Annotated in this window: 12 protein-coding genes; 3 read left to right on the top strand and 9 right to left on the bottom strand. The window is 61.3% G+C overall.

Going from position 1 to position 13,126, the window contains the following annotated elements:
* Positions 1-2 precede the first annotated feature (2 nt).
* The 4 genes from HUU46_01890 to HUU46_01905 form a co-directional block, all read right to left on the bottom strand.
* On the bottom strand, positions 3-371 hold the full coding sequence (locus HUU46_01890) for a DUF5615 family PIN-like protein (GenBank protein NUM52372.1): 369 nt from the start codon (positions 369-371) through the stop codon (positions 3-5).
* Positions 368-610 carry a DUF433 domain-containing protein gene (locus tag HUU46_01895; GenBank protein ID NUM52373.1) on the bottom strand — a complete coding sequence of 81 codons (243 nt, stop codon included), beginning with the start codon at positions 608-610 and terminating at the stop codon, positions 368-370. The genes HUU46_01890 and HUU46_01895 overlap by 4 nt, the downstream gene beginning before the upstream one ends.
* 274 nt (positions 611-884) lie before the next feature.
* Positions 885-1,298, bottom strand: coding sequence for a PIN domain-containing protein (locus HUU46_01900; protein ID NUM52374.1), 414 nt, complete (start codon positions 1,296-1,298; stop codon positions 885-887).
* Between the two features lie 2 nt (positions 1,299-1,300).
* Positions 1,301-1,534, bottom strand: a complete 234-nt coding sequence (locus HUU46_01905; protein NUM52375.1) for a hypothetical protein — start codon at positions 1,532-1,534, stop codon at positions 1,301-1,303.
* 151 nt (positions 1,535-1,685) lie between these two features.
* Between HUU46_01905 and HUU46_01910 the strand changes: the two genes are divergently transcribed.
* The 3 genes from HUU46_01910 (at position 1,686) to HUU46_01920 (ending at position 5,335) form a co-directional block, all read left to right on the top strand.
* Complete coding sequence (locus HUU46_01910; protein NUM52376.1) at positions 1,686-2,504, top strand: SDR family oxidoreductase; 819 nt, start codon at positions 1,686-1,688, stop codon at positions 2,502-2,504.
* A gap of 152 nt (positions 2,505-2,656) precedes the next feature.
* Complete coding sequence (locus HUU46_01915; GenBank protein NUM52377.1) at positions 2,657-3,862, top strand: DUF1080 domain-containing protein; 1,206 nt, start codon at positions 2,657-2,659, stop codon at positions 3,860-3,862.
* A gap of 183 nt (positions 3,863-4,045) precedes the next feature.
* Positions 4,046-5,335: a DegT/DnrJ/EryC1/StrS family aminotransferase gene (locus HUU46_01920; GenBank protein ID NUM52378.1), complete on the top strand. Its 1,290-nt coding sequence runs from the start codon at positions 4,046-4,048 to the stop codon at positions 5,333-5,335.
* A 39-nt stretch (positions 5,336-5,374) separates the two neighbouring features.
* Here HUU46_01920 and HUU46_01925 read toward each other — a convergent pair whose 3' ends face one another.
* The 5 genes from HUU46_01925 to HUU46_01945 form a co-directional block, all read right to left on the bottom strand.
* Complete coding sequence (locus tag HUU46_01925) at positions 5,375-7,795, bottom strand: CehA/McbA family metallohydrolase (GenBank protein ID NUM52379.1); 2,421 nt, start codon at positions 7,793-7,795, stop codon at positions 5,375-5,377.
* Between the two features lie 134 nt (positions 7,796-7,929).
* The gene (locus HUU46_01930) at positions 7,930-8,472 is read right to left on the bottom strand and encodes a DUF2147 domain-containing protein (GenBank protein ID NUM52380.1); all 543 of its coding nucleotides are present in this window, start codon (positions 8,470-8,472) and stop codon (positions 7,930-7,932) included.
* A 296-nt stretch (positions 8,473-8,768) separates the two neighbouring features.
* Complete coding sequence (locus HUU46_01935; protein ID NUM52381.1) at positions 8,769-11,099, bottom strand: glycosyltransferase; 2,331 nt, start codon at positions 11,097-11,099, stop codon at positions 8,769-8,771.
* A gap of 59 nt (positions 11,100-11,158) precedes the next feature.
* The gene (locus HUU46_01940) at positions 11,159-12,154 is read right to left on the bottom strand and encodes an aldo/keto reductase (GenBank protein ID NUM52382.1); all 996 of its coding nucleotides are present in this window, start codon (positions 12,152-12,154) and stop codon (positions 11,159-11,161) included.
* The gene (locus tag HUU46_01945; protein ID NUM52383.1) at positions 12,151-13,065 is read right to left on the bottom strand and encodes a site-specific DNA-methyltransferase; all 915 of its coding nucleotides are present in this window, start codon (positions 13,063-13,065) and stop codon (positions 12,151-12,153) included. The genes HUU46_01940 and HUU46_01945 overlap by 4 nt, the downstream gene beginning before the upstream one ends.
* Between the last annotated feature and the right edge of the window lie 61 nt (positions 13,066-13,126).

The raw sequence follows: 13,126 nt of genomic DNA on the forward strand, positions 1-13,126 counted from the left end.
CGTTATGCGGGTTTCCGAATCCGCAGTCCACGCGGGTTCGCAACCGCCACACAACCGCCAAGACTTTCGAGCCTGTACGAGGTCAATACACGTTCCATCAGGTCGACGAGTGGCCGAATTCCGTCGTCGTCAGGACGAAGCACGAGAATTCCGGGATGGGAACCGGGCGGGTACTTGCGTATATCGCCGAACCCCTTATCGGCCGTGACAAGAAACCGGCCGTCGCTTTTCACGACATTAAATAGGCTTGAATCGGTCGTGCCACTAAGGCCTTCGTCGGTAACGGTATCGACGCGGCAGGACACACTTTCGAGAGCGGTCTTGAGTAGCGGAGGTAAATCTTCGTCCAATTTGACGAGAAACCGCTTCATCGAGGCGAGAGTGGTAGCACGATTTCTTCGTGCAGCACCTCGGCGGCATATGCCAATGCGGCGTAGACGTCGGTTTGAGTGAGTTGCGGATAGGCGGCAATTACTTCTTCGGGTGTCATTCCGTCCGCGAGACTTCCGATAAGGATACGCACGGGAATCCTCGTTCCTCTGATGCACGGGTCTCCATGATGTATTTGGGGATCAATGATGACTTGTTCTCGCCACGCCGCGCGTTCCATCTGAGTTCTCCATCGACGTCATGCCATGTCCTACGGTTATCCTAACATAACTGGCGAGTAAATGGTTGCCGCGCCTGGGGATGCAGTTCTGTTCACACTGCGAATAGGCACGCTTATGGCCAGGCGCCAGGTGACACCCCACCGCCGCCATCGCCTTCCGCCACGGCGAAGACATGGAAGCCTGCCACACTACGACGTGGATCGAGCTTTAGCCAACGTCGCGAGTTGGCTTAAGACCCGCTTGGATTAGTCCCCCGCACAATTGGCAATGCGACTATTGAGGAACCTTGAGCGTGACCGTAGGGAAATAGCTGCTGAAGCGGCCCTTGTCCGCTGTGGCGAGTTCCCAACCCATGATCGCCGCATGCGCGCCGATAAAGAAGTCGGGCAGTGGCGCTTCCGGCAATGACTTGCCCGATTCCGCCAACCGGCGTTCCCGGAATCGACGGTACGCGGACGCGCAAACCTCTGCTGCGGCCGCGGGTACGTCCAGAATGTTCACCCCCCAACGGCGGACGCGATCGGCCACGGTGTGTGGCGTCGCGTCTCCTACACAAAGTTCGGCCAGCGCAACGGCGTCGATCGCGGCACCATCGGTAGCGACCGCGCGACTTATGATCTCACGTGCCCAACGGTGGAACGGAGATTTACGGTCCGCCGCGTAGATGAGTACATTCGTATCGAGCAAGATCATAATTCGCGGGTAATGCCGCGAAGCTGCTCCCACGACATCACCGGTGTCAGTGGCGCTTCATTCATCGCTTTCAAACACGCCTTGCGGCCCACGCGCGGCAGTGGCTTTGGCGTTTCCAGCCGGACCAGCACCACCCTGCCATCGTCCTGCTGCTGAACGTCGTACACTTCTCCAGGCCGCCCGTTCGGCAGGACGACGCGCTTCTTCGAGTCGACACGTGCGATAGCCATAGTGGGATTATCCCACACACGGCCTGCACTGTCAATGACGACCCGCCGGTCTACGGCATGTGCACAGCCCCCCCGCGATCGGTCAAGATACCGTCACGCCGTCCCGTGCGTGGGCTGGCGTGCGGGGACTATCTCGAAAGGGAGCAGCGGTATGTCCATAACCGACGTGTTCAGGAAAGATCTGTATCAAGGCAAGACCGTCTTCATCACCGGCGGCGGCAGCGGAATCAATTTGGGAATCGCGCGCGCGTTTGCGAGTCTGGGCGCAAACATCGGCATGTGCGGTCGCACGCAGGAGAAGCTTGATGCCGCTTGCGCGGAACTGAAGAGAGACTTCGGCGCGAAGGCGTGCGGCGTCGCCGCGGACGTGCGGAACTTCGCCGCGGTCGAAGCTTCGATGAAGCGATCCGAAGACGCCCTCGGCCCGATGTACGTGCTCGTCTGCGGCGCGGCGGGCAACTTTCCGTGTCCCGCGGAAGTGCTCAGCCCGAACGGGTTCAAGTCCGTCATCGACATCGATCTCCTCGGCTCGTTCAACTCCTGCCGCGCGGCCCTCCCGCAATTGCAGCAGACGCGCGGCTGCGTCATCTTTATTTCCGCGGGCCAGGCGTTTCTGCCCTACGCGATGCAATGCCACGTCGGCGCGGCGAAGGCGGGCATCGACAATCTCATGAAAAACCTCGCGCTCGAGTGGGGCAAGTACGGCATCCGTTGCAACAGCGTCGCGCCCGGTCCCATTGACGGCACCGAGGGCGTGAAACGGCTCCTGCCCGACAACGCGCGCGAAAAAATGATCGAGGCGATCCCGCTCAACCGCCTCGGCAGCGTCGAGGACATCGGCAGCGTGTGCGCGTACCTCGCGTCGCCCATCGCAACGTACATCACCGGAACCGTCATCGTCGCGGACGGCGGACAAAACCTGCCAGGCTCGGGCTATCTCACGCATGTAATGATGAGCGCGATGGGGTAGCACATTGCCGTCGCTCATAAGACGCGGCTGAGAAATCTTCTCGTGCTCGTCATCGTACTCGAAGCTCGATCGGACGATCAGCGATTACGATGACGAGCACGAAGCACTACGACTGAAATCGCTGCGGCACTTCAGGTTGGAGGAATCAAGATATGCGCAATTTGGCGGCCATTGTATTAGTGAGCACAATCGCATTTGCCGAATCGCCCAAATGGGAAGAACTCGTTCTCCCCGCCGATCTCACCGGCTGGCGCGTCATCTCCGGCGAGTGGCGCGCCGAGAACGGCGAACTCGTCGGCTCGGCGAAGTCAGGCCAAGCGGCAATAGCGCTCGTTCGCAAACTTGCGGACTTCGAACTTGAATGCAAAATGCACACTCCCCAGCCTTGTGCGGGCGCCATCGTTGCGCGCGCACACGACTTGCCCGCGTTGCCCCTCGCGCAGGGCGCCGATCCCGCAACCGCGCCGAAGCGCATCTACGGCTACCGGCTCGGCGCAGACACGACTGACTTCGTGGCGACGGCCGGGTTCGCCGTGGAATCGTATCCCGAGGAAAACGCGCCCACCGCGATGACCCGCATTCTTCCCGTCGCGAAAGAGTGGAACGCGCTCGCCATCCGCGCGCACGGCGGCGAACTCAACGGCGCGATCAACAAAGGCGCGGTCTGGCGGTTCGCCAGCGATCGCTTCATCAACGGCGTAATCGTATTCATCGTCGGCTCGCCGGACGCAACCGGCCCGTCCGAGGTACGCTTCCGCAACATTCGCGTAAAGGACTTCAAGCGCGAGGGCGGCTGGCGCGAATTGTGGAACGGCGTCGATTTCAGCCAGTTCGAGTTCTACGGCGAAGAAGAGTGGCGCGTGCTCGACGGCGGCATTGTCGGTACCAGCGGCAAGAAGAAGTCCGAGGGTTACGCCAAGACGCGCGAGATTTTCAAAGACTTCCGCGTGCGCGGTACGTACCGCATGTTCGGCGACGGCAACTACGGTCTGTTCTACCATTCGACCGTCGCGTATGACGACAAGCATTTCCCGATCATTTCCGGCGTGCAGGGCGAAGTCGCGTGGGGTTACCCGAGCGCTTCCGGCTGCTTGTACGAAAGCTACAAACGCGGCTGGCTCGAAGAGCCGAACATGGCCCGCGTCGGCGCCTTCGCGCAGGACATGAAGGGCCTCAACGAGATCGAGATTCTTGCCCAGGGTAATCGGCGCGCGGCATGGGTCAACGGGGTCAAGGTTACCGACATGACCGACGCGACACCCAACTACACCGAGGGGGCATTCGCCCTCCAACTCCACGCCGGCGGCGTATCCGGAATCATGTGGAAAGACTTATATGTCATAGACTTATCAAAATGAGCCGCAAGGAGCACGGGCTTCCAGCCCACGCATTCGGAGTCCCGCCAATCCGCGGACAGCATGTTCGCCCGCCCATCGTCCCCGGAGCACTTTTGTCAGCTTGCTCTGTGCAGTGATATCATCTCCGCCTTTGCGACTGTATGACTTTTGTCAGGCACGATTACGCGGGAGGGAGGGGTCGTCATGGGTAAGCTCGCATTAACAGGCGGTAAACCGGTCCGGTCGCCAAAATCGAAGTGGCCGCAATGGCCGATCCACGACGCGGCGGACGTCGCCCTGCTCAGCGCTATCACCAACTCCAACCGCTGGTCCTATGACGGCACCTACGAATGGCAGTTCGCCAAGGAATTCTCCGCGTACCACAAGTCGAAGTTTGGCCTGTGCAACGCCAACGGCACGGTGGGCATTCAGATCGCGCTCGAAGCACTCGATATTGGCGCGTTCGACGAAGTCATCGTCCCGGGCCTCACGTGGCAGGCAACCGCCGCCGCCGCGCTCGATGTGAACGCCGTCCCGATCCTTGTCGATGTCGAGCCGGACACGTGGTGTCTCGACCTCGCGAAGGCCGAGGCCGCCATCACGAAGAAGACCAAAGCGATCATCGTGGTCCATCTTTACGGCTGCATGGCCAACATGACCCAACTCCAAAAACTCTGCCGCGACAAGGGCCTCTTCCTTATCGAAGATTGCGCACACCAGCACGGTGCGTTCTGGAAGGGCAAGGGTGTCGGCACTCTCGGCGACGTCTCCAGCTTCAGCTTTCAGGAAAGCAAGGTGCTTTCGAGCGGTGAAGGCGGCTTCAACATGTGCCAGGACCGCAAACTCTTCGAGCGCCTGTATTCGCTGCGCAACTGCGGCCGCGGTTACAAGGACGACATGACCAACACGGTCCAGTCCGGCAACTATCGCCTCACCGAATGGCAGGCGGGAATTCTGCTGGGCGGCCTCGCCCGGCTCGACGATCAGGTGAAGCGCCGCGACGAAAACGCGCAGTACCTCAATTCGCTGCTTGCGCAGATTCCCGGCATCCTGCCCATGCGCCGCCGCAAGGACATTACGCAGGCGAGCTACTTCAATTTTACGTTCCGGCTCGACTGGAACGTCCTTCAGGCCGCGAAAGGGATCACGAACAACCACTTCAGCGCCGCGCTCAATGCGGAAGTACACGCCGAGTTCCAGCCGCCGTACGAACCGCTCAACGCGTGCAGCCTCTACAAGCCGCACACGAAACCGCGCCACCACCTCAACGCGGACTACTGGAAGAAGATCGATCCTGCGCGCTTCAACCTGCCCGTGTGCACGGACGCGCACACCAAAAGCGGCGTCGCAATCCACCACAAATATCTCATGGGATCGAAGAAGGACATGGACGATATCGCCACCGCCGTGAAGCGCGTCGTCAAGAACCTCGGCGAACTCAAAGCCGACGGCCCGCAAGCCGGCCGAAAGAAGTACCGCGCGCTGCCGCTGTAGTCTTCGCAGCCGGTTCGCGGGTTTTCTGCGCGTACGCTCCTATTCGGCAGTAGATTCCGCGATGGCCCTGTCGTAATAGGCGCGGGCGCGGTCGTACGCTACGTTCGCCGCGGGCCGTTCGGAGTCGCGAATGTGCAGCGCCTTCATCTGCCAACACCGCTCCACCGCCGCGCGGCACCATTCGGCGCTCCGCTTCGACGCGCGAATCGGCTTGTCGTTGACCGTCACGAAGATGGGATTGGTGTGACTGCTGGCGAGCACCCGCAGCGCGATCCAACTCGAGTGGCCGATCGGACAGTCGAACGAAACGCTCCGCAGTTTTCCGTCCGCTTCGATGACCTCGCGCGCGACCGGTTTGCCGTTCACGATGAGTTCGACGGGAACGGTGCGCGTCGTGCCGATGCGCGCCTTTTCGATATGCCAATACGGCGACGCGTTGATGCCCTGCGACGCCAATGTCATGCCGGTCTCGTCCTGAAGTTCCGGCAGGTACGCCGCGACGCGTGCGGACACCTTCACGGTCTTCGGCGCGGACAGGTTCAGCAGGCTGCCGTTCTGGCCCATGATCACGCCGTCGGCGCGGAAATCGAGAATGTGCGACTTCCCGTCGCACACATAGTTCTCGCCCAACTTGATCTTTTCAACGAACGCATCGAAGTCGAGCTTGCCGCTCATCGGCGCGTAGCTGCGCGCCATGCCGACGCGTTCGTCATAGATGCACGGGAAATCCGTCTCGCCGCTGATGCGCGTGGTGACGCCCGTGTTTAACGTGTGGTACCAGATGTTCAATTCCCACACGACCGGTGTGTCGCCCGCGCTGATGAAATCGCACGCGCCCAGCGGACCTGTCACGATGTATTCGTTCGCGCCGATGCCATCGAACTTCGCCATAACGTAGTTCGGCAGTTCCGTCGTCGGTTCGAGCGGTTCGAGGCCCCAACCCGAATGCGAATAGCCCACGACCGCGCCCTGCTCCTGCCCCCACTGCAAGACCGGCAGAGTCCAACTCGGCCATTCCTCGATCTTCGTTGTGCCGCGGTAGTCGTCTTCTTTCAACCGCAGCAGACACAGGTGCCCCGCGTGGCTCGAGGGGAACCCGGAAACCTCGACGTCATAGCGCATCACGTTCGTGGACGTCGAATCGGGGTGAACGGAACCGGAAAAGAACGTCTTCTGGTGGTACCAGCACGGCCCCCAACTCAATACGCACGATACGTTCAAGTCTTCGCCAAGCCCCTGCCGGAACATCGCAACAGGATCGACGCCCGCCGCGGGGCTCTCGTAGTGCGAACACCCGCCGCCATGCACGTGGTGGTCCGCGCTGAACCAGCCCAGTTTCGCGAGGTGAATCCAACGCTTCAATTTGAACGACGCCTCGTGCTCGACGACGCCGTCCGGCACGGTGATCGTTGTCTCTTGCGGCAAATACTCTGGCCCACGCGTGTACTCGACGCGATAGGTTCCCGGCGGCAGGCTCACCGTTTCGCCGTCCCCGCGGTAGATTTGTGGCTGGAAGAAGAAGTCAGGGTACTCGTCCTCATCGGCGACGCGCCGCGACGGCAACGGATAGATGCCGGTGAACCGTTGCGTTTTTGTCAACATCGCACCCGGCGGCACGTTCGTGGCCAACTGCGTGCGATAATCCGGCTTGATGCTCCCGGCGTAGTCCTCTTCTTCCGCGAGCCGTTCCACGTCGTCGCTGAACACGAACGAGGCCATCGTGGGCTTGCCGTCGAAATCCTTTACGCGCAACGTCACCTTCACCGCGGGCTTGCACTCGAACAACAAATCGAGGTGATCGCGAAACCCGAGGTCCTGCGTGCCTTGGCCGATGTTAAAACCGAGTTTCGCTTCGCGCTGTCCCGCGTCTTTCGTGTAAATCTCGACGATCGCGTATTCGAGCGGCAGGCCCGACAGCAAGGCGTTCATGGGCCGGCGATTGTACATCTTGATCTCGAGGAACCGCTGCGCAACCTGTCCGGGCGTCAGCAGGTTGTCCTCCTTTGGGTTTGGCTCGTTGGTGGATCGGTGCAACAGCGGGTCTGCGTTTGGACTCTCCGGCACCAGCTCCGCGCGCGTGCCCGCTTCGTTGTGGACTTTCACCAGGAAACTCTTCCATCCGTTCTGCATGAGCACCCGGTCCGCGGGCCCCGGATGCACCTTCACGCGCATCTCGGGATTGATGTGCACCAGCGCGATGCAATACGGATCGAGGATGCCCTGCACCGCCGCGGTGGTTTCTTCGGACGGCGCCTTGTCCGCGAGCGCCTTCAGTTTCGCTGCGTCGCCATCGTTCAACTTGCTGCCGAGAAAGGTGAGCGCATCATTCAGGCGCAGCGCCTGCGCAACGACCGGCTGCGCATCCACCACGGGTATCTTGTACAATTCCTGCGCAGACGCGACGGCCCCGCCGCACCATGCGGCAACCACGACAACACCGAACGAAGATACCCGGCTCATAGGTCGCTCCTGAGTAATAGGAGGGCGGGCTTTCAAACCCGCCGCATGCCCCTCATCCAATCGGCAGGTTCAAAAACCCGCCCGCCGACGATCGCCTCGGCTGAACGAGTCCGCGGACATCGCGGCGCCCGTCGCTACTCCGATTTCTTGTCCGGCTTGCTCGCGGCCGGTTCGCTGTTCGTGCCGGTAGCGGCGGGAGCCGGTTGGCTGGCCGGCTCTTCCGCCTCCGTGCGCGTCCACACCGTCGATCGCCCGAACGCCGGCACGCCAATGTAACCGCGCACGTCGAGCGTCTTCTCGTCCTTCAACTTCATCGTGCACTTATAGGTTTTGCCGCTCTCGGGATCGTAAATCGTGCCGCCGCTCCAAGCGCCCGATCCGTCCCACGAGAAGTCCTTCAACAAGGCCAGCCCCACGATCGGGTCTTTCTGCTTGGCAGGATCCGGATTCTTCGAGTCACGTTTCGGCTGGCCGGGCTCGGGCGAACCGGGTTCCTGGTTCGGCTCCTTCAGCCAGATAATTTTCCCGTTATACTTCTCGCCTTCCTTCTTAATCTCGATCTTCGAGTCCCCGCCGTCCGTCAGCCATACGCCGGCCACATCGTCCGCCTTCACTTCGGCGTGCGCCGCACCCAACACAAACGCAATGGCCAAACCCGCAATAAACAGCTTTCTCATGACGCGATACTCCTCTACAAAACGAATAGTGTCACCTGAAGATGGCTAGGCAGTTGGATGCCCGAGACCAGTATGTCCGTTTACCCGCCAAAGCGCAATTTGTCTGCCCGTATCAAATCACACTTGCGGATACCGTGCTAACATCCCCTTGAAACCCCCTTCAACGTAGGGGGAATTAGTTCAGCGCGAACGTTGTCGTATTGCGATTCTTAATGTCACCCTCTAAATGGGGATTCCTGGGGATGTAAGAAAGTCCTTCACCTGCAAACTGTGTGTGCGCTCAATCTTGAATCGCTCTAGTAATGCCGCGACGCGCCGTACCAATTGCTGCTGCCATGATCGAGATGGAGCACGGGGGTTCCATCGAGGCGGTATTCCATGCCGAAGGCGTCGCGCATGTCCTTTCCAAATTTCCAGTCCGCGCCCTCGAAATGGTGGAGTTCTTCGTAGCGCACTCGATCGAGGCACTCGCGCCGCACGCACTGGCAATACCCGACGGGTACGCCGTCTGCCTCGCGCATGCGATACTCGCCCGCGCCCTCGAGTAGTTCGTGCCACGACTCCCAGGGCGTGATGTCGCCGAGCAGCACGCGCGCGGTCGTTTCGCGCGACAACATCTTGCGGCCATCGGGGATTGCGAATTTGCAGTCGGCGGGAAGCGCCGTCAATCGCGCCAGCATGTCCGGCGCGAGGACAATGTCCGCATCGAGCACCATTACCCAGTCGCCGCGCGCTTTGTCCAGACACTCGTTCAGCATCAGCCCTTTGGTGTTCGCGAACTCCGGAGCGAACGGTGTCGGCACAATCGTGAGACTCGGATAGGCCAACTGCATGCTGTCGATAACATCGTTGGTCGCGTCGAGTCCGGGCACGAAGGCGACGATGACTTCGACGCCGTCCATCGAAATCCCCTGCTGGTGCGCGATGTTGCGCAGGCTCGCCTGCAAGCGCCGGGAATATCGCGTGCAGACGATCACGATCGAAACGAGATACTCGCTATCGGGAACGCGGGTTTCGCCGGGTTGCCAGATGTAGACCGCTTGTGTGCCGATGGTGCCATCAATGTTCCACGCGGCGATGCGTGGCTCGATTCCCTTACCCAAGCGCGTAGGCGCATAGAACTGGCCTACAAACTCGGCGGGCCGAATCGCTTGGCCGTCGCGCAGGAACGCGTACTGGCCGTCCGACTCCACGTGCAGCACGACCCGGTGCGTGAACGCTGTCATGGGACAGAGCAGTCTGCAGCCGCGTCCCAACGCGAACCCGATGTAGTCCGCGATGCCGCCGCCAAACGTAACGGACAGCGTGAAGGGCGGATCGAGGCGTGCGAGGGGCGTGCTGAGCTTTTCGCCGCCCGCGAACGAAAACCAGCGAAGGCTTCCCGGCAACTGCCAACTCCATGTGCCGTCGACCTTGTACTCGAACGAATCGATCTCGCGCGCAGGCGGTGTGTTGGTCACGATGGCATTCGCGTGCTGGGCGATCTCGCTGGGAGCGCTCATTGCATCCCGCCGCGCCGCGTCCAGTGGGTCGTAGTACTTATGCTGTGCGCGCGAGAAGAACAGCGGATCGACAATGTCCTCGCCCGGCAGCGAGACAATGGCGAGGCCGGGCAGATTGCGTTCGATCGGAGCGGCGCCTGCGCAGATTCTTCGCAAGCGGCACGTCCCGCAGACGGGACCACGCGCCGCCAGTCGCGCGGCGCGCTGCCGCTCAACCTCCAGTTCCGCTTCCGCGGGCGACGCCGGAAGCGCCGCGCGCCGGTGCCGTGTGAGTTTATGGAGCGCCCAAACCCGTGCGCGCACCCAGGCGTGGTCCATCACCCACGGCAGCAGAATGCGATCGATGGGGTTGTTCGTAGAAGTGTGCTGCCCGAGCCGCATCATGATCGCGAGGCGTACCCACATGGGATCGCGGCGAAACAGCGCCGCCGCCAGCGCAAACGGCTCGCGCTTGTACTGCTGATGATCGAGGAAGTACTGCGGCCCGTTGACGACGTGCGCCCAGAGGTCATTGGGAATTGCGCAAAATGGAAAACCGACGAGGTTCACCTCGATACCGCGGGACGCCAGGTCCCCTGCAAGCTCGGCCGCGAGCTTCGCGCTCATGTCGCTGTGCAACGCGTTGCGCGCGGGCGGCGCCGTCGAAAACGGATCGGCTGCCACGATGTTCACGGCGCACGCGCGCGCGAGGAGCTCCCCCGCGCGCGCGATGTTGATTCCGCTGTCGAACGGCGCATCGAGCTGGACGCGGGCGCGCAACCCGGCCTGTTCGCAGGTGCGCAGCCACACGTCGAGTTCCGCGAAATCCGGGTGCGGCGTACACAGGCACATGTCCCAGAGTTGAGCGGTGCGCAACGACGCTGCGGACGGCGGCGCACCCGTGCAATCGACCCGGAGAGAGAGCCGCACGTCGAGCGCCTCGGCAGGAGCATGAAGTAGGCGCAGGGTCTCACAGTCGTCCGCGCGCGCAATTACATCGACCTTCTCGCATTTGAATACGGCGCGGTTCAGGCGAAGCCACTGTTCGAGCGTAGGCGCGGGCACGGATTTGCTGCGCGCGTTGCGCGCAAACACAATGCCCCGCGCAGGGCCGATGCGTTCTATTGTGGAGTCGTTGTCTGTCACGCCGGTTGCGCTCATGGTGTGAAGGTCAGAAACGGTATTGTGTCCTGAAATCGGCCCGATTAGCGAATTCGGCTCTCGGCTTCCGGCAGCCACATGTCGGCGTTGCGGCCAAAGTAGTCTCTGAGGGGCCGTGTCGCGGAGTCCAGCGCCGCCAGCGCATCCGCTGACAGCGTCAAGCTGGCGGCATCGGTGTTTCGCTGCAATTGATCCGGTCTGCGCGCGCCGGTAATAACGCTCGTGATCGAAGGCTGCGCAATGGCCCACGCCAACGCGATGTTCGCCATCGGCTGGCCAAGACCCTCGGCGATGCGCTCAATCGCGCGCAGTGCGGTGAACGTCACGTCCTCGCATCCGGTTTCGCCGTGGCGCGTGCCCTCGCGGGAACCGGCGAAGTGGCGCGTCCGCCTGCGCGCGACGGGCACTTCGTCCGGGGATTTCCAGCGGCCCGCGAGCAGCCCCTGCATCAGCGGCATGTACGCCAGCACGCCGCAACCGCGCCGCTCGCACGCGGGAAGAATCTCCCGCTCGATGGCGCGAAACAGGAGGTTGTAGCCGAGTTGGTTCGACACGCAACCGCCCGCGGCAAACCATGCATCGAGGTCTGTGACGCCGAAATTCGACACGCCGATATGGCGAATCTTGCCTTCGTCGCGCAGCGCCGCGAGTGTCGCGTAAACATCGTCAAATGCGACGTCGCGCGGCGGCCAATGGACTTGATAGAGATCGAGATAGTGCGTGCCGAGGCGTTGCAAGCTGTCTTCGCACGCGTTGCGCAGGAGCGGAGGCGAACACTTGTCCGGCCACACTTTCGACGCCACAAGTACGCGGGCGCGCTTCGCGCCAAGCGCTCTGCCCAATAGGCGCTCCGATTCACCCTTCCCATACATCTCCGCCGTATCGAACAGGTTAATCCCCGCGTCGATTGCGGCGTCGATGGTCCTTTGCGTGTCTGTGGCGTCGTCCACGCCCCAATACGCCGCGTCCCCAATCTGCCACGCACCGAAGGACAGCACGGAGACGGCAAGGTCGTTAACGCCGAGATTTTTGTACTTCATTTCCTTTTAGGGGAAGCAGGTCTTTGCGTCGTTACTTTCGATCGGCCGCTGCGCCGTGTGGGCTTTGCGGCGTAGGCGGCCCGTTCCTCATGCACCTTTGGAGTAGCGGTTCCCGCCGCCGCGTGCCGGAAGAACTCGATGTGAATGTCGGAAAACAGGCTTACTCCTTCTTCGTTCAAACGCTGAAGGGAAGCCTTGCAGTAGTCGGGGTCGATCTCGACACCGATGCTGTTCCGTTCTGCCTTAAGTGCCGCCAGCATTGTGCTGCCGGTGCCCGAAAACGGATCGAGTACCGTATCTCCCCAGAACGAAAACATTCTGACTAATCTGTATGCGAGTTCGAATGGAAAGGGCGCCGGATGGTTTCTTGTCGAAGCGCCGCTAAGCGTCCAGAACTGGCGGAACCACTTCTCGTATTCGGCTTTCTTGATCATACTTTTTTCGCGCTGCTCAAGAGTTGGCGTCCGGTATCCGCCAGGCTTGCGCTGCATCAGTATGAACTCGATATCGTTCTTGATTATGGCGTTTGGCTCATAAGGCTTTCCGAGAAAGCCCGAACCGCTGCCGTTGACTTCGTACTGGGCATTCGCAATCTTGTGCCAGATTATTGGATTGAGGTTGTCAAACCCGATCCTCCGGCATTGCACGCAGATGTCGGCGTGTAGCGGGACCACAACGTGCCGCCCGTTCTTTCGGCGAGAAAGGCACACGTCGCCGACGACGCAAACCATTCGGCCGCCCGGAACGAGCGCCCGATACGCCTCGCGCCAGACCATACCCAATTGGAGAAGAAAATCCTCATAGTCCTCGACGTGGCCAAGTTGGGCGGCGTTTTGGTTGTACTCTTTTAGCGTCCAATACGGAGGTGAAGTCACCACCAGATGTACGGACTCGTCCGCTACAAATGGCATGTGACGGGCGTCAGCCTGAATGAGCCGATGCGTTGTTATGAGACGCTTCTCGACATGTGTC

Source organism: Candidatus Hydrogenedentota bacterium (assembly GCA_013359265.1).
Lineage (GTDB): Bacteria > Hydrogenedentota > Hydrogenedentia > Hydrogenedentales > SLHB01 > JABWCD01.